Annotated in this window: 11 protein-coding genes; 6 read left to right on the top strand and 5 right to left on the bottom strand. The window is 58.4% G+C overall.

What is annotated here, in order from left to right; genetic code table 11:
- From ileS to murJ, 3 genes are all read right to left on the bottom strand, one after another.
- On the bottom strand, positions 1-2,802 hold the full coding sequence (ileS, locus tag QWI16_RS01300) for an isoleucine--tRNA ligase (protein ID WP_302710909.1): 2,802 nt from the start codon (positions 2,800-2,802) through the stop codon (positions 1-3).
- Positions 2,795-3,763 carry a bifunctional riboflavin kinase/FAD synthetase gene (gene ribF, locus QWI16_RS01295; protein WP_302710908.1) on the bottom strand — a complete coding sequence of 323 codons (969 nt, stop codon included), beginning with the start codon at positions 3,761-3,763 and terminating at the stop codon, positions 2,795-2,797. The genes ileS and ribF overlap by 8 nt, the downstream gene beginning before the upstream one ends.
- A gap of 76 nt (positions 3,764-3,839) precedes the next feature.
- Positions 3,840-5,426, bottom strand: a complete 1,587-nt coding sequence (gene murJ, locus QWI16_RS01290; protein WP_302710907.1) for a murein biosynthesis integral membrane protein MurJ — start codon at positions 5,424-5,426, stop codon at positions 3,840-3,842.
- Positions 5,427-5,558: 132 nt separating this feature from the next.
- Here murJ and QWI16_RS01285 point away from each other — a divergent pair, with 132 nt between their 5' ends.
- The 6 genes from QWI16_RS01285 (at position 5,559) to QWI16_RS01260 (ending at position 13,635) form a co-directional block, all read left to right on the top strand.
- Positions 5,559-7,697, top strand: a complete 2,139-nt coding sequence (locus QWI16_RS01285) for a TonB-dependent siderophore receptor (protein ID WP_302710906.1) — start codon at positions 5,559-5,561, stop codon at positions 7,695-7,697.
- A 5-nt stretch (positions 7,698-7,702) separates the two neighbouring features.
- Complete coding sequence (locus tag QWI16_RS01280; RefSeq protein ID WP_302710905.1) at positions 7,703-8,887, top strand: PepSY-associated TM helix domain-containing protein; 1,185 nt, start codon at positions 7,703-7,705, stop codon at positions 8,885-8,887.
- Positions 8,888-8,946: 59 nt separating this feature from the next.
- The gene (locus QWI16_RS01275) at positions 8,947-9,225 is read left to right on the top strand and encodes a YebG family protein (protein WP_302710904.1); all 279 of its coding nucleotides are present in this window, start codon (positions 8,947-8,949) and stop codon (positions 9,223-9,225) included.
- Between the two features lie 288 nt (positions 9,226-9,513).
- A complete protein-coding gene (locus tag QWI16_RS01270; RefSeq protein ID WP_302710902.1) occupies positions 9,514-10,200 on the top strand; it encodes an OmpA family protein in 687 nt (228 codons plus the stop codon).
- Between the two features lie 230 nt (positions 10,201-10,430).
- Complete coding sequence (locus tag QWI16_RS01265) at positions 10,431-11,279, top strand: MlaA family lipoprotein (protein WP_302710901.1); 849 nt, start codon at positions 10,431-10,433, stop codon at positions 11,277-11,279.
- The gene (locus QWI16_RS01260; protein WP_302710899.1) at positions 11,269-13,635 is read left to right on the top strand and encodes an efflux RND transporter permease subunit; all 2,367 of its coding nucleotides are present in this window, start codon (positions 11,269-11,271) and stop codon (positions 13,633-13,635) included. The genes QWI16_RS01265 and QWI16_RS01260 overlap by 11 nt, the downstream gene beginning before the upstream one ends.
- Here the strand turns inward: QWI16_RS01260 and QWI16_RS01255 are convergent.
- Together QWI16_RS01255 and QWI16_RS01250 are read right to left on the bottom strand one after the other, a co-directional pair.
- Positions 13,632-15,626 (bottom strand): PhoX family protein, encoded by a 1,995-nt coding sequence (locus tag QWI16_RS01255; RefSeq protein WP_302710898.1) that lies wholly within the window; start codon positions 15,624-15,626, stop codon positions 13,632-13,634. The two genes, QWI16_RS01260 and QWI16_RS01255, sit on opposite strands and share 4 nt — an antisense overlap.
- Entirely contained in the window at positions 15,619-17,496 is a 1,878-nt protein-coding gene (locus QWI16_RS01250) for a phytase (RefSeq protein WP_302710897.1), read from the bottom strand. The genes QWI16_RS01255 and QWI16_RS01250 overlap by 8 nt, the downstream gene beginning before the upstream one ends.
- Between the last annotated feature and the right edge of the window lie 31 nt (positions 17,497-17,527).

The raw sequence follows: 17,527 nt of genomic DNA, 5'->3' as shown, positions 1-17,527 counted from the left end.
CTAGACGTAGTGGCGCAGTTCGCCGGCGCCGTCAATATTGTCCACGCAGCGCTGACAAATGGTTGGATGCGCTGCGACCGCGCCGACATCGGCGCGGTGGTGCCAGCAACGCTCGCACTTCGGCTGCGCCGATTTCACAGCCAAAACCCTCAATCCTTCAATTTCTGTACCTGCCGCCTCAGCTGGAGCTTCGGACAAGGGGGCCACAACGGCCGTCGAGCTGATAAGGATAAAGCGAAGCTCATCGCCCAACTGACTCAACATTTCGGCAAGCTCAGCGTCGCAGTACAAGGTCAGCTCCGCGGTCAGGGAGCCACCGATAGCGCCTTCTCCACGTTTGGCCTCCATCACGCGGTTGACCGCCGTTTTCACCTCAGCCACCTGCTCCCAAAAAGCATCGCCTAGGGTATCATCGGCCAGCGCCGGCAAGTCAAACCACTCGGCAGTGAACACACTACCGGTTCGCTTGCCGGGCACTTCCTGCCACATTTCATCAGCGGTAAAGCTCAGGATAGGCGCGATCCAGCGCACAAAGGCCTCTGACAAATAATAGAGCGCCGTTTGCGCTGACAATCGCGGCCGCGAATCGGCCTTGGTGGTGTACTGGCGATCTTTAATGATATCCAGATAAAAGCCACCCAGCTCAACAACGCAGAAGTTGTGCAACTTCTGGTAAATCTGGTGCAACTGAAAGCCGTCATAGGCGGCAATCAATTCTTGCTGTAACGCCTGCGCGCGACGCACCACCCAGCGATCCAGCGCCAGCATTCGCTCAGTAGCCACGATATCCGTCGCCGGATCAAAACCATTCAGGTTCGCGAGCATAAATCGGGCGGTATTGCGGATGCGCCGATAAGAGTCGGCCGCGCGCTTGAGAATCTCATCGGAAACGCTCATCTCCGAGCTGAAATCCGTTGCGGCCACCCACAGACGCAGCACATCGGCGCCCAGGTCGTTCGCCACTTTCTGCGGCGAGACCGTGTTGCCAATGGATTTGGACATCTTGCGTCCGTCGGCGTCCACGGTAAAACCATGCGTCAAAACGGTTTTATAGGGCGGCGTGCCATGCATGGCCATGGCGGTTTTGAGGGATGACTGGAACCAACCCCGGTGTTGATCGGAGCCCTCCAGGTACAAATCGGCGGGGTAGCGTAACCCTTCGCGCTGTCGCAATACCGCATGATGCGTCACCCCGGAATCAAACCACACATCCAGAGTGTCGGTGACCTTTTCGTAATCCCCGGCCTCATCGCCGAGCAATAAGGTAGCATCCAGCTCGTACCAGGCATCCATTCCGCCTTTTTCCACGGCGAGTGCAACCTGCTCAATCAGTTCCGCTGTGCGGGGATGAAGCTCGCCGCTTTGCGTGTGAACAAAGAGCGCGATGGGCACGCCCCAGGTGCGCTGACGGGAAATACACCAATCGGGACTGGACTCCAGCATGGCGTCGATACGCGCGCGACCCCAGCCGGGCACCCAGTTAACGCTCTCAACCGATTTGGCGACTTCACCGCGCAAGTCGTTTTTGCTCATGCTGACAAACCACTGGGGAGTTGCCCGGAAAATCAGCGGCGTCTTAGTACGCCAGCAATGGGGGAAACTGTGTGTCAGCTTGCCCGCATGAAACAGCGCGCCTTTCTCGGTGAGCAGCTCAATGACTTTCTCGTCCACTTTATAAACGTGATCACCGGCAAACACCTCAACAAAGTCGCGGTAGACGCCATTGTCATCAACGTAATTCAGTGTGCCGATACCGTATTTTTGCCCGACCGAGAAGTCGTCAGCACCGTGATCGGGAGCGGTGTGAACACAGCCGGTACCGGCATCCAAGGTAACGTGATCACCCAGAATCACCGGCACCCGGCGCTCGTAAAACGGGTGCTGCAGTACCAGATGTTCGAGTTTGGCACCCGTGGTGCGGCCCACAGGGGTGTAGTCTTCTACACCCGCGCGCTGCATCACCGACTCCAGCAGCCCCTCGGCCACCACCAAACGTCTATCACCCACCTGCACGGCCACGTAGTCCAGCTCGGCATTTAGGCTAACCGCCTGGTTGGAGGGCAAGGTCCAGGGGGTGGTGGTCCAGATCACTACCTCCAAATCGCCACTGCCCGACAGCTCATCAAAAGCGCCAGCGGCAGCATGCTGATCCACAAACGCAAACTTTACGTCGATGCTGAAAGAGGTTTTATCCTGATACTCCACCTCGGCTTCGGCCAGGGCCGAACCACCCACCACGGACCAGTACACCGGCTTGAAACCGCGTTGCAAATGACCGTTTTCGACGATCTTGCCCAGGGCACGAATAATATCGGCCTCGAATTTGTAGTCCATGGTGAGGTAGGGATTGTCCCACTCACCTAAGACGCCCAAGCGGATGAAGTCTTTCTTTTGCCCTTCAACCTGGCGCGCGGCATAGGCGCGACACTTCTCGCGGAAGGCTTTCACTTCCAGCTTTACGCCTGCCTTACCGTGCTTTTTCTCCACATTGTGCTCAATGGGCAGACCGTGGCAATCCCAGCCGGGCACATAGGGGGCGTCAAAACCGCTCAAGGTTTTGCTTTTAATAATAATGTCCTTGAGAATTTTATTAACCGCGTGACCAATATGAATATCGCCGTTGGCGTAAGGAGGGCCATCGTGCAAGATATAAGATTCGCGGCCTTTGCGGGCCTCGCGAATCTGCTGATACAAGCCCGCCTTTTCCCAGGCCTTTAGCATCTGGGGCTCACGCTGTGCCAAGTTCGCCTTCATGGCGAAGGGCGTGTGGGGCAAATTCAAAGTCGCTTTGTAATCACTCATGGTCGTTAGTCAATACCCGGTCGGTGTTAGCGTCCAGAGCAGCAAAAAAACCGCGGCCCCGACGAATATCCTCATGCAATTGTGCTTTTAGCGCATCCAGCGATGCAAACCGTTGCTCTTCGCGCAGCTTGGCGTGAAAGTGTACCTCTACGGGCCAGCCGTAGATATCCCGCTCAAAATCAAACAGGTGGACCTCCAGCAGTGGCTCTTGGGCACCGCCCAGGGTCGGCTTTACCCCAACATTGGCAACGCCGTGATAGCGCCGGCCAGCCACCAAGGCGCTGATTACAAACACCCCGGCCAGAGGCGAGCGAAAGCGCTTAAGCCGAATATTGGCCGTGGGTACACCCAACTCCCGGCCGAGCTTTCTGCCGTGATCAACACGGCCGGTGACCGTGAACGGTCGACCGAGGCAGGCCTCGGCGCGGATAAAATCACCCGCCGCCAAGAGCTCGCGAATCCGCGTACTGCTGATACGCTCGCCCTGCATGGTCAGGGTGCAGGTATCGGTTACCCCAAAGCCTTCGCGCTTACCCATCGCCCGCAGCAGCGCAAAGTCGCCGCGCCGGTCGCAACCAAAGCGAAAGTCATCCCCCACCACCAGGTGTTTTATACCCAAGCCGTCCAGCAACACCTGCGAGACAAATTCATCGGCGCTCAGGCGGCGAAAGGCCTCGTTAAACTGCAGGCAGAGAACTCGCTCCACGCCTGCACGCTCCAGCGCAATCAACTTTTCCCGCAGGCGCATGAGCCGCGCGGGAGCCTCGTGCCGGGCGAAGTACTCATGGGGCTGGGGCTCAAACACAATCACCACCGAGGGTAACCCGTGCCTGACGGCCACTTCGGCCAACTGGCGCAGTATGGCCTGATGCCCGAGGTGCACCCCGTCAAACGTGCCGATCGTGGCTACCGAGCCGCGATGAGAAGCTCGCAGATTGTGTAAGCCGCGTATCAGTTGCATCAAGGCCTGCCGGGGGTCAAAAATCAGACGCGAGAGTATACAGCACGGGCTGCTAGCGTGCGAGACGACGAGAGCCTCAGGGGCTGTGACGCAAACTCGCTGGCCGCAGGCCGGCGGCCAGGGCCGCCAGCAAATACACCCCAAGACCTGCCAGGCAGACACAGGCGAGACGCCAGAGGCGCCCGGTAGCCTCCCAGTGTCCCCAGTCGGGCCAGAACTCGACCGCCGTAAGCAAAACCAGCGCCATTGCCGTATTGGCCAACAGCACCTGGAGCGCAAAGCGGCCCCACCCGCGCTGAGGCAAAAAGGCCTGGCGCAGGCGCAAACCGCGATAGAGTAAAAAGGCGTTCAGGCAGGCTGAGCTGCTGGTCGCCAACGCCAGCCCCACATGCCCAATCCCATAGTACAGATGCAGCGGCACCACAAAGACGACGTTGAGCACCATGTTTGCCACCATGGCTAGCACCCCAATACGCACCGGGGTTTTCATATCCTGACGGGCAAAAAAGCCCGGTGCCAGTATTTTGATAAGCATAAAAGCCAGCAGTCCCAGCGCATAGGCCTTAAGGCTCAAAGCCGCCATAGCGGTATCGGCGGGCGAGGTGGCGCCGTATTGAAACAGCGACACCAAAATCGGTTCTGCCAAAATCACCAGTGCCACCGTGGCCGGCAGGGCAATCAAGCACACCAGCCTGAGCGCCCAGTCCAGGGTGCGGGAAAAGTTCTCGGGGTCCCGAGCCGCGTGCTGGCGCGAGAGGTTGGGCAGAATCACCGTGGCGATGGCCACCGCGAACACCCCCAGAGGCAGCTCTGACAAACGCTCTGAGTAGTAGAGCCAGGAGATGCTTCCGTCCGGCAAAAGCGAGGCAATCACCGTATCCAACATCAAGTTGATTTGACTGACCGACACGCCAAAGAGCGCCGGCACCATCAACGCCAGAATGCGCCTGACACCGGGATCACGCCAATCGAGCTTGGGGACCGGCATCAGTTGCACCGGGCGCAAAAAAGGCAACTGGAACAGCAGCTGCAGCACCCCTGCGGCCAGTACCCCCCAAGCCAGGCCCAGCACCGGGGGGTCGAACAGCGGCGCCGCCACCAGTGCGGCGGTAATCAGGGCCACATTCAAGAGCACGGGGGTGAAGGCGGGGACCGCAAAGCGGTCGTAACAATTGAGAATAGCGCCGACAAAACCCGTCAGGGAAATCAGCAACAAATAGGGAAAGGTAATTCGGATCATCTCGGTGGCGAGGGCAAACTGGTCAGGGTCGGTCCGAAAGCCGGGTGCGAACACCGTCGCCACCAGGGGCGCGCCGACAATCGCCAGAGTCGTCACCAATAACAACACCAGCCCCAAGGCGCCGGCCACGCGATCCACCAGCGCCTGCACGGCGGCGTGGGGGCCGCGATGACGATACTCTGACAGCACCGGCACAAACGCCTGGGCAAAGGCCCCCTCGGCAAACAGCCGGCGCATAAAATTGGGAATTTTAAACGCGACAAAGAACACATCCGCCGCCGCCCCGGCGCCGATGGTGTGCGCGAAAACCACATCGCGCACCAACCCCAGAACCCGTGAGCTCATGGTCATCGCCCCCACCTTGCTACTGGAGCGCAGCAGTCCGGGTTTTGCCGGAGGTTTGTTGGTCTGTGTCTGACTCACGTGGTTCTAATCCAGAGGCGCTAGCGAGAGCGCCATTATCCACGTCACCGGCATCATTGAACAGCGCCGCCATTGCAAACGCACCTGATAATACTTACCATTTGCAAAAATTTCGTAAAGTGGATGCCCGTTATGCTGAAGTTGCCCGTTAAACTGAAAAAGTCACCGCTGTTTCTCGCCATCGCACTTGCCTCGGGACTCACCCAGCCCGCCAGCGCTCAAGAAGACGAGGCTGCAACACTGGAAACCATGGTCGTCACGGGGAGGGCGCAATCCCTTTACCGCGCCGATGAGTCATCGGTCTCCACCCGCATCAATGCCGACCTCTCGCGGGTACCGGCCTCTGTGCAAATCATCAACGCCGAACTGATGGAGGATCAGGGCGCTCGCGATGCCCGCGACCTCTACCGGGACATCAGTGGCGTCAGCGTCTTTAGCTACTCGGGCATCACCTTTCGCGGTTTTCGCCAGGACGAAGTGCTCTACGACGGCCTGCGCGGCGACCCCTACGCGGGTTTTACCGTGCCGCGGCTGTTTGGTGTGGACCGGCTGGAGGTATTAAAAGGCCCCAGCGGTGCCATTTACGGTGCTGGCGCCCCCGGCGGCCTGATCAACTACGCCACTAGCCAAGCGAGCCTAGAGCACTATGGTCGAGCCCAAATCGTAGTGGGCGATTATGAGTTAACCGGTGTCAATGTCGAGGCGACGGGCGCTTTTGGCGACAGCGACTTTGGCTATCGCGTCGCCATGCTCAAAGAGACCGAAGAGCCGTTTCGCAAACACACCACCAACGACAACGACCAGGGCGACCTGGGCTTTATTTGGCAGCCGGGTATGGATACCAGCGTGCAGCTGAAATACTCGTTTGTGGAACAGACGCTCGGGGCCAACCGCTTGCGCGGTGTGCCCGTGGATGAAGACGGCGAGTTTTTGGTAGAGCCGACCTGGAACCACAATGAACCCACCGACTTTCTGACACTGGATGCCGACGTTTTCTACTCGCGTTTACAGCACGCTTTTAACGATCAACTAAAGCTGGATGTCGCCCTGCGCTACTACGACAACCAGGAAAAGCAAAACTACCATGAGCCTCAGGGACTCTACGATTCCAACGGCGACGGTATAGAGGACATGATGCGTCGCCAGTTTCGCGACCAGGTACGCAACAGCGAGGGCACCAGCGCCTACATTAACCTGATTTACGAGTTCAACACTGGCGGCATCAGCCATCAATTGCTCACGGGCGCGGACATCTTCGACCAAGACAGCGACTTTAAAGCCAAGCGCGGCAGCCCGGTTGAATCCGGCGGCCTGGTACCACCGCTGAGTCTGTACAACCCCGTGTACGGCCAGACGTCGCGCGCGCAATACGGCCTGGACGAGCGCGACTGGGAGAGCGCTTCGCAATCCGGGCTCACCCAATCGGGCCTGTATATGCAGGATCTTATCGGGCTATCCAGCGCTTGGGACGCACTTATCAGCGTGCGCTTTAACGATTTTGACAGTGACAGCGGCATCGAAAAAGACAGCGATACCGCCCTCACTTACCGCCTGGGCACGGTCTACCATTTCACCGATAATCTGAATATTTACGCCAGTTACAGTGAGGGGTTTGAACCGCAGAGCGTCTCCAACCAGGAGACGGAAAAAGGCGGCCCCTTCAAGCCGGAAGAGAGCGAAAGCCTCGAGATCGGCACTAAGCTGACCCTCTGGTCCGGGCGCGCGCAGCTGAACATCGCCGCTTACGAGATTGAAAAGCGCAATGTGCTGCAGGCCGATCCGGCCGGCGATGTCGGAGGCGACGGCATAGACGACCTGATTGCCATTGGCAAGGTACGCAGCCGCGGTATGGAACTGGATTTGAGCGCCGACTTGCTGCGACACTGGACCATGACCTTGAACTACACCTACAACGACACTCAGGTGCTGGAAGCGACCAGCGGCATCACCAATGCCACGGGCGAGCGCTTTGCCAACACGCCGCGCAACCTGCTCGGGCTTTGGACCCGCTACGACTTCCCGGCCATCAACTCGGCGCTGGCCTTCGGGGTGGATTACAAAGACGACCAAATCGGCATTCAGGGTGACTACGTCAAACCCTACACGGTGTTCGATGCCAGCTGGCAGAGCACCATTGAGCAGTGGAAATTTCAGTTGAATGTCAGCAACCTGTTCGACGAGGAATATGCCGAGAGCGGCTTTATTACCCGCACCGGCCACTTTCCCGGTGAACCGCGCCGCGTGGTCGCCACCATCAGTCGCGAGTTCTGATTCGCATGGCGAAATCATCCAGACCCAATCGACAGTGGTGGTTTCGCCTGCACAGCTGGGCCGGATTAAAATTTAGCCTGTTAATGTTTTTTGTCTCACTGACCGGCACCCTGGCAGTCTTCGCCTACGAGATCGACTGGCTGCTCACACCCGAGCTAAGGGTTACTCCACAACCAGCAGCCAGCGCCCGACCGGCCGGAGAACTGCTGGCCGCCGCTCACCGCGCTAATCCCGAATGGACGATCACTTCTCTAAACCTTGAACTACCGAGTTTCATGGCGGCTGAAGCCATCGCCCGCGACCCAGCGGGCGAGTTACAGCGGATTTATCTCAACCCTTACACCGCCGAGGTGATTGGAGTGGCGCCTTGGTTCAACGCCCACCGTTTCCTGCGCCAAACCCACCGGCATTTGATGTTGCCGCTCAAGTGGGGGCTAAGCATTGTCGGGCTACTGAGCATTCCGCTGCTGCTGTCCCTCGCCTCGGCATTTCCTATTTACAAAAAATGGTGGCGGGGCTTTCGTAAAACGCCCAAAGGCGGCGATACGCCGCGGCGCTGGTGGGGCGACCTGCATCGTTTACTGGGCGTTTGGAGCTTACCTTTTATTGCCTTGATCGCCATCACCGGCCTGTGGTATCTGATTGAACGCTGGGGCGGCGCCGCAGCGCCAGCCTCTCGTCTTTTGCCGGAATACGCCAGCACCAGCCAACCGAGGGGCGCTCCCACCCTTACCCGAGCCATTGACCAAGCGCTGGCGCAAAATCCGGAATTTGCGCTAAAACACATTCTCCTAAGCGAAGGGAAACCACTGCTGCTACAGGGGCAGGCGACTGCCCTGCTGGTGCGCAACCGGGCCAACACCATCGCCGTGGATGCCCACAGCCAACGCATTGTCGGTCAAGTCAAAGGGGAGCAGTTGACCGCGCATCAACGCATTGCCGAGGCCGCCGACCCGCTGCACTTTGGGACCTTTGCTGGCTACACCAGCAAAATCGTCTGGTTTATCTGGGGCATGGCCATGACACTTCTGTCAGCCAGCGGCGTCTGGCTCTGTGCCCTGCGTCTGGGCAGCCGACGAACAGGCCCCGCCCCAACAGCGGCCTGGCGGCAGATCGGCCGCAGCCGCTGGCTGCAGCTGGCCCTGATACTGCTGAGCCTGGGCCTTAGCCTCCCCTTCATTATTGCTTGACAGCACCCTACAGCCAATATACTGTACATAAAAACAGTATATTGCAATGGAGGTTAATTATGGCTGTAGTCGCCGTCTGGAAATGTGACCGGGATGGAAAGATGTTTGAAGACAAAAAAGCCGCAGAAGCCCACGATAAAATGCTGGAGCTGGCTGCCAATATCACCGATTTGATTGAGCGCTCGGTCAAGGGCATCAGCGAAGAGCACAGCGAGGCCATAGGCCTGCTGCTGGCAGGCAAGAGTGAGCTACTGGCCAAGGCCTGCAAAGGCAAACCAGAGGCACTGCTCGAAGAGGACGACGACGCAAGCGTTACCCCGCTGGTAGCCAACCAGTAATACCCATCACCACGCGCCGGATGGCTTCCACTCCATCACTCCACACGGCGCTCGCGGCCGCGCACCGCTTCCACAACGCGCTGCCGCTTTTTCACCGCTGCACTCCCCTCAACGGTGCGGCGGTTTTTTTAAGCTCAGGCGCCACTGTGCGCCATGACTTGCGCCCGCCACTATTCACCACAATTGCTCGCTGACTTGCCTTAATTGCGCCACAGCCCTGCCCTTTTGCAGCGGTTAAATAACTCCTGAAGACACAGACAAACCCACTGTTTTTACAGGAGCACTACCATGAAAAAAGCCATTTTGGCCTCTGCCATCATTGCCACCACAGCCTTCAACCCACAGATCACCCAGGCCGCCAGCCTGGAAACCAAACAAGCTGGCGTCGCCACTGCCGGACTTCTCACCGGCGCTCTGGTGGGCGGCCCGGTGGGCATGCTGGCGGCTTTTGTCGGCACTATTTACGTCAGTGAACAAATGGAAAACAACGAAGAAGCACGCCTGCTTGAGCAGCAATTTCACACCACCCAAGCCGAGCTGAGAGACGTGACCCGGCAGTTGCACGCCGCCCACACCAGCATCAGCGAATTTGAAACCATCACCCTCGACCAGCTGGAGCTGCAGGTGATGTTCAAAACCGGCGAGGACACCCTCACGCCGCAAAATCGCCAGGCACTGAACACCTTGGCGAAATTTCTGGTGGAAAACCCTGAGCTCGTGGTCCGGCTCGACGGTTACGCCGACCCTCGCGGCACGGACGAATACAACAATGTGCTATCGCAATACCGTGCCCGCGCCGTACGCGAAGCGCTGGTAAGCGCTGGGGTGCAGGACTCACGCATTGAGCTCAACGCCCACGGCGCCTCGGTCACCCAGGCCAGTAGCGGCGACTACGAAACCTACGCGCTGGAGCGGCGCGTGGACATCCAAATCCTCAACCGCAGCTCAGAGCAGGAGGTCGCTAAGGCGCACTGAATCACCTCTCAATAATCGTTGTCACTCCTGGACACCCTCTTGGGCGGCGCTGCCGCCCTTTTTTCTGACCGCTGACCGACCCACGCCCAACTTTCGTAGAAGTTACAAGACAATGTAGTTTCCGCCATGGCTTTAGCTCGGCGAAGCGCCAAAACCCGCTACACACGCCACCGGTTGGCGTGGCATACCACTTGCTGTTAGCACAGGGATATCAACAATGGATAAGCCCTATGGCCAGCGGATCGATAACAGTACCAAGGATTACCAACTGGCTTTACCTCTGCCTCCTGCTGCTTCTGGGGTCGGGGTGCGCCAGCGTCAACCAACCCCAGGAAGACGTCGGCCGACGCTATGTGCCCCTGGAGGTGCCGGCCAGTGAGGTAGATAACGGCGTAAAGGTGATTGACGCACCCGAGGGCATACCCGATGTGGAGCCAACGGTGGTGTCCTACCTGGACTACAACGACCCATTTATAGGCTTTAACCGGGCCATGTTCACCTTCAATGATACCGTCTACCGCTACGCGCTCATCCCCCTGGCGAACGGCTACGTCAAAGCAGTGCCATTACCGGTGCGCAACAGCGTCACCAACTTTTTCTACAACCTGAAAACGCCCATCTACCTGGTCAACAACGTGCTGCAGCTCGAAGGTCGCCTCGCCTGTCGCAACCTAGCCCGCTTTGTGATTAATTCTACCCTGGGTCTGGCCGGGCTCTTCGACCCCGCCGACGCGTGGTTCGGTCTCCAGCGTGCCGAAGCCCACTTTGACGACACCCTGATGAAATACGGTGCGGGCTACGGCGTCTATCTGGTGCTGCCCTTTTTCGGTCCCTCCGATCTGCGCGACGGCATGTCCGCCATCACCGACTATTTCCTCAACCCCATCACCTACCTGATGGAAAATCCGGAAAAATACGGTGTGAAAACGTTTGATTTTCTCCAGGATTACGCCAGCGACGCCGAGCGCTACGAAGCACTGCGCGAGAAAAGCGATGATCCTTACATACTGTTTCGCAACCTCTATCTGCAAAGCGTGATGCGCGATGCCGACTACCAGGGCGCCGCCGATGAACAATAGCGCCCTGGCCGTGCGCCACAGCAAACTGATCCTGTTGATTTTTGGGGTGATCACCGCGCTGCTGGCCTGGCAGGCAACGCGTTTTACCATCGATGCTTCTGCCGACACCTTGCTCACCAAGAACAACGAACTGTACCTGAAAACGCGTGTAGCTGACGCCCGCTTCGCTCCGCAGGAATTTCTGTTGGTGGCCTATGAGCCGACAAAGCATCAAGTATTGTCTGAGAAGAGTTTTAGTGACATACAGGCCTTAACCGAGGCATTCGAGCGCATCGACCGAGTGGAATCAGTTCGCTCCATTTTGAATATTCCGCTTCTGAGCCTGGCCAAGGGTGGTCTCAGTGCCGGCACCGCCGACAGCTGGACGATCGCGGAAAAGAACTTCACCCCAGAGGAGCTGGCAGAGACCTTTGAAGGCCACCCCATCTACGAGGATCTGGTCATCAATCGCGACCAGAGTGCCACGGGCATCCAACTGCTCTTTAAGCCACACCCGGAACTTGAGGAAATACAGCAGGGCATTACCCGCCTGCAGGAAACAATGCTGGAGCGCGAGCTCTCTCAAGCGGAGAAGACACAACTCGAAGCGCTCCAGGCACAAGCAGAGCCCATCGAAAAACAACTGACTGCAACACGCAACCGCGAAATCGATGAGATCCGGCGTATCATCGCTCCCTATCAGGCGGAGGCGAATTTGTACATCGGCGGCGCCCACGCTCTGGGCTATCAGCTGATCAACATCATCAAAAATGACCTGCTGATTTTTGGCAGCGCCATTGCGGCGATGATTGTTCTGTTGCTGTTGATTCTGTTTAAGCGGCCACGCTGGATCATCGTCACTGCCGCTTGCTGTATCTGCAGTGTGGTCATGACGCTGGGCTTGTTTGGCGCACTGGGCTTCAAGGCTACGGTTATCTCGGCCAACTTTGTCGCCCTGCAACTGATTCTCACGCTCGCGATTGTCGTGCACTTGATTGTGCAGTACCGCGAGTACCGCGACCAGGAAAAGGACTGGACCCAAAAGCAACTGCTGAGCGCCACCCTGGCTCGCAAGTTCAAACCCTGCCTCTACGCCGGCCTCACCACCTCGGTGGGCTTTGCCTCTTTGTTATTGACCGACATCCAGCCCGTCATGGCGTTTGGCTGGATGATGATCATCGCCATGGCGGTGTCTATCACCACCAGCCTGCTGTTGTTTCCGGCACTGCTGGTTTTTTTCAAACGGGAAAAGCCCGGAAAAACACCCGCCATCAGCCAACGCGTGATGGCAGCGCTCGCTCAGGCAGCGGAAAAGCGCGGCAAACTGATTATCTCCACCAGCTTGATCCTGGTCGTCGCGCTAGCACTGGGCCTGGCCCGCCTGTCGGTTGAGAACAGCTTTATCAACTATTTCAAAGAGTCAACCCAAGTACACAAAGAGCTGAGCTTTATCGATCAGCAGTTCGGCGGCACCACAGCCCTGGACATTACCTACTCCCCAACTAAACCACAAAACACCGATCTGGACTTTACCGCTGAGCAAATTCAACGGCTACAGTTGATACAGTCCGCCCTGACCGACTACCAAGCCAGTGGTGACACTCTGTCGGTGGTCAACTTTACCGAGCTCGCCAAACAGATCAACGCCGGCAAGCCATTAACAGAGTACGAGATCAACGCGGTTTACTGGACACTGGACAAGGACCTGCGCGACAGTTTGTTGGGTTCTTACTACAACAATGAGCACCACCAGTTCCGCGTCAGTACGCGCATTCAGGACACCACCGAAGGACTCAATCGCCAGGCGCTGATTGAGGAGCTCAAAGCCGACATGAACGCCTTGGACATTCCCGAAAGCGACTACCAGCTGACGGGCCTTTTCATGCTCTACCAGAACATTCTGCAGAAGCTGTTTCGTTCACAAATACTGTCGCTGGGTCTGGTGTATATCGCTCTGGGCCTTGCCTTCTGGGCCATTTTCCGCTCGTTCAGGCTGGCCCTGATTGGCCTTGTGCCCAATGTGGCCACTACGGTTTCCGTACTGGGTGTTATGGGCTGGGCAGGCATTCCTCTCGATTTGATGACCATGACCATTGCCTCCATTGCCATGGGCATTGCGGTCGACGACACCATCCATTACATGCACCGCTACCGCGAAGAAACCGGCCGCGAGGGCGCCATAAGGCGCACTCATCAAAGCGTTGGCTATGCGCTGTTGTACACAACCTTGATTATTGTGCTGGGGTTTTCCCTGCTGCTGTTTTCCGACTTTATCCCCAGCGTTCAGTTCGGCTTGCTATCGGGTCTGGCCATGTCCATCGCCCTCCTGGCAGACCTCACGCTCTTGCCCACACTGCTCAAGCGCTATGCGCGCTAGGTCCCGATCACACCGCCGTCATTCTTGGTGACCACCACGGTAGTGGAACGCGGGCGGGATTTACCGTCGCTGGCAGGATAGCTCAAGCCCGGGTGCTGTACGTTAAACCATAGGGTCGTGCCATCCGGAGTGCCGGTCAAACCGGTAATTTCCGCGCCCACAGGGCCGGTCATAAAGCGCTTGACCTCGCGCGTCACCGGGTCGGCACACAGCAACTGGTTGGTGCCCTGGCTGAGATAGGGCGCCTCCTGCTCGTCGTAATCAGTGGCAATCCACAGCCGGCCGTCGCCATCAAACCAGAGCCCATCCGGGCAGGAGAAGCGGTCGCCGTCCAGCGCTTTGAACTGCCCGGGTTGCGTCTGACGCTGCAGCACCGGGCCCGCCAATAAAAAAAGCTCCCAGTAAAATTCGGTCGCGGCGGGATTGCGGTCTTTTTCGCGCCAGCGCAGTATCTGGCCATGGTCATTGTCAGCCCGCGGATTGGCGGCATCCACCGGCTGACGGGGGTCGGCGCCGCGCTCGGAATTATTGGTGAGCGTCACATAGCCATCAGTCGTCTGCGGGTGAACGGCGACCCATTCGGGTCTGTCCATGGGCGTAGCGCCGACGATATCAGCAGCGCCACGCAAATTAATGAGTACATCCGCCTGGCTGGCAAATCCTTTGTCGGCGGTCAAACCATTTTTACCCTGCTCGAGCAGGCGCCATTCTCCCGTACCATCGGCGCGGTAGACCGCGACATACACGTTGCCGCTGTCGAGTAATCGGCGATTCGCTTCGGGCGCGTCCGGGTGGTATTTGCCGTTGGGAACAAACTTATAGACATACTCGCCGCGAGTATCATCGCCTGAATAGAACGCCATAGTGCCGTCTTCAGCCAAGACACAAGTGCAGCCTTCGCGCACCAAGCGACCGAGGGCGGTGCGCTTTACCGGCTGTGATGTGGGGTCGAAGGGGTCAAACTCCACCACCCAGCCAAAACGGTTGGGCTCGTTGACAAAGCCGTCGTGCGGCAGAGCCTCGTTCGGCGTTGCGTCAAAACGCTCATCCACCGACTCCCAATAGTATTTGTGGCTGTGCACTCCAGCGGCGATGCCGTAACGATGGTGCGCGGGACGCTCCTGCCAGTCTCCAACATCGCGATTAACGAAATAGTTTTTCCAGTTTTCTTCGCAAATCAGATACGTGCCCCAGGGCGTCACCCCCATGGAGCAATTGTTGAGAGTGCCGAGCACCCGGGTACCCGTAGGGTCCTGTGCGGTTTTCATGGCCTGCGCACCGGCGGCCGGGCCACTGATGTCCATCGGGGTATTGGCCGTCAACCGGCGGTTGTAAGCCGATGGATAGACCCGCTGCCAGAGCCCCTGCTTATCTTTGGCGATTTCGATCACACTGACACCGTGAGCCGCTTGCTCTTTGAGCACTTGTGACTCAGGGCGCAGCCGCGCCCCGGTGCTGTCCTCCATCACCTGCGGCCCGGAGGTATGCAGGGTATCGTTGGTGTACTCGTGGTTCACCACCAAAAGCCCGTGGGCATTGGGCGCATCCGCAAAGGGAAAATAATGCATGCCGTCGTTGTTCTGCCCGGCCTGCAGGCTTTGCTCCGCGGCGCCGTCGCCAGCGTCACTGCGCCAGCTGGGTGCACCCTCTACAACAGGGTCGCCCCAGCTGAAAAAAGGCCGCGCCGTATAGCCCTCGGCCACAGTTACAACGTCCACGTCCGGCCCCAGAGCGGCAGGCACAGGCTGAAAACCAATAGCCGGCCGCAGAGCATCGGTAAAGATTGGCTCGCGCCGGGTGGCGCAGCCAGACAATAAAAAAGGCCCGGCGCCGAGCGCCAGGCAAGCAGCCATGGAACCTGTCACGATTCGACGCCGTGAGCAGGCCAGCTCCCCGAGGGAGAGGTTGGTCGAGGGATTGATGGCGATATCGTCAATATCGCCACTCCCATAAGTCGTTTGCAGTGTGTTTTGCGAGGTGGGTCTACTCATCAAGGCCAAGCTCCCGGGCGATATCCTTCCAGGACACCATTTTAAAATTCTGGGGTTGCTCGGGCATGACATTGTGACCGTCCTGGGCAACGAAAGCCCCGCTCTCGAAGCCTTTGCCCAAAGAGCGATGGGTGACTTCAAGCCCGTCGGTTTCCGATATGGCGTCTATGCCCAGTGCCAGGTTATTGCGTACGGCAAATTTACCGAGCACTTTGTAAGGTGCCTGCGACTGCAAGACCAGATAAGTATCATCACCCTGACTGGAGACAATCAGGTACCGGCTGTCACTGGCCGGGTAGAGCGCCAATCCCTCAACGTCTGCCACCAGCTCGGCGTCCACAGCTTTCACCAGCGTAATCTCGGGCGCATCGGCTGCCCGGGCGGAAAGTGTCCAGACTCCCGTATCCTCCTCACCTACAAAGAGTGTTCCGCGCGCATCGTCGGCAACACAGCCCTCCGGTTGCGAGCCAACGGCAAAGGTGCGGGACAAAGTAGCGCTTACCTGCCCCTTGGTGCCTTGCAGCAGGTACTGCTCAAAGCGCCCGCTCTTGCCGTTGGCAATCGCGTAGGTGCCGGCTCGATCCTGATACAGGCACAAGCCGTAAATTTCACTGAGCTGGGTGGGTAGTTCAACCAAATGGCTCACCTGCCCACTGCCCGCATCAATCCGGTAGACCGACAAGGTATTGTCATCGCGCTGGCTGGCTACGGCGATGTCATCGCGCCCATCGCCAAAATCAAAACCATAGCGCACATCCACGTTGTTGAGGCGACCTTTGGCCAACAACTGCAACTGCTTACCCTGAAGGTCGTACACCATCAAGCCATGTTTTTTATCGGTGCCCAGCAGGCGGCTCTGCTCTGGCACTGTGGGGTGAACCCAAATGGCAGGATCATCAGCCGCATCGCCAAAGCGCGCTACAGGCTCGGTCTGCAAGCTCGGCTTTACCTGAGCAACAGAGTGGTTTGCAGCCGACGAAAAAGACACCGCCTCGGGCAGGGGCCAGTCACCCTGCATTATGTGGCCACTGTCATCGTCGCGCACCATCGCCTGCAGGCGGTGACCGTCGGGTTCATACCACACTTGCAAAGACTCGGCCTCGCCGAGCTCCGGCCACTGGCCCAGCACCCTGGCGGTCCATGAGCCCTCGGCGCCCGGTGAATAGAGACGAACCTGTTTGTCTGCAGAGACGGCGACCACATGGCCACCCAGAGTGTCTATGGCTTCGGCGCCACCATCCAAGGCACCAAAGGGGGAGGCCATGTCCACGGCCGAGCGACCCGGCGGACGCTCCGCACTGGCCTCGTACTGCCAGATACCCACACCTTCTTCAGCCATATACAAATGGCCGTTGTGGTCACTGGCGCAGGCCAAGGTATTGGGCGCTATAGGCAAGCTGCGCAGCAGGGCAGGCTGCACCGTGTGGGATTCGCTGTACACCAGCCAGTGTTCGGCACGGCCGCGCTCATCGACAATAAACGCCGAGACATCGCCATTGGCATCGCGGTCCAGACAGAGCGCTTCGGGCAAAAAGCCGGGCACCGGTAAGCGTGCAACCTGCCGGCCACTGGCGCCTTTTTGATTGACAAGATAAAAGCTAGGGGTGGCCTCAAGACCCACGGTCGCGGCAACCAGATAACCTTGCTCCAGCGCCAGGGCATCCACCAGCTCAACCTGCTGCGCCAGGACTTCACCACCGGCAAGGCGCAACTCGCCCGAGGCGTTAACGCTCACCCAAAGACCGGGCGCATGATTCGCATCGAGTGCCACAGCCCCTGCTTGCGCCTCAGAAAAATCCACTGTATTGGCCGCGCAGGCGCTCTGACCCAGCCCCAGGGCAACAATCGCTGCTATTGTTCTAACCGACATAATCGTTTCCATTCAGTGCACTGCGGTGCTT

The organism is Gilvimarinus algae, from assembly GCF_030518215.1.
GTDB lineage: Bacteria > Pseudomonadota > Gammaproteobacteria > Pseudomonadales > Cellvibrionaceae > Gilvimarinus > Gilvimarinus algae.
Note: the sequence above shows the minus strand (reverse complement) of the source record. Positions and strands in the feature narration are given on the sequence as shown.

Bases quoted from the DNA above. Each gene is read 5' to 3' on its own strand.
- ileS (WP_302710909.1), bottom strand. From the start codon at position 2,802: ATGAGTGATTACAAAGCGACTTTGAATTTGCCCCACACGCCCTTCGCC.
- ribF (WP_302710908.1), bottom strand. From the start codon at position 3,763: ATGCAACTGATACGCGGCTTACACAATCTGCGAGCTTCTCATCGCGGC.
- QWI16_RS01285 (WP_302710906.1), top strand. From the start codon at position 5,559: ATGCTGAAGTTGCCCGTTAAACTGAAAAAGTCACCGCTGTTTCTCGCC.
- QWI16_RS01280 (WP_302710905.1), top strand. From the start codon at position 7,703: ATGGCGAAATCATCCAGACCCAATCGACAGTGGTGGTTTCGCCTGCAC.
- QWI16_RS01275 (WP_302710904.1), top strand. From the start codon at position 8,947: ATGGCTGTAGTCGCCGTCTGGAAATGTGACCGGGATGGAAAGATGTTT.
- QWI16_RS01270 (WP_302710902.1), top strand. From the start codon at position 9,514: ATGAAAAAAGCCATTTTGGCCTCTGCCATCATTGCCACCACAGCCTTC.
- QWI16_RS01265 (WP_302710901.1), top strand. From the start codon at position 10,431: ATGGCCAGCGGATCGATAACAGTACCAAGGATTACCAACTGGCTTTAC.
- QWI16_RS01260 (WP_302710899.1), top strand. From the start codon at position 11,269: ATGAACAATAGCGCCCTGGCCGTGCGCCACAGCAAACTGATCCTGTTG.
- QWI16_RS01255 (WP_302710898.1), bottom strand. From the start codon at position 15,626: ATGAGTAGACCCACCTCGCAAAACACACTGCAAACGACTTATGGGAGT.
- QWI16_RS01250 (WP_302710897.1), bottom strand. From the start codon at position 17,496: ATGTCGGTTAGAACAATAGCAGCGATTGTTGCCCTGGGGCTGGGTCAG.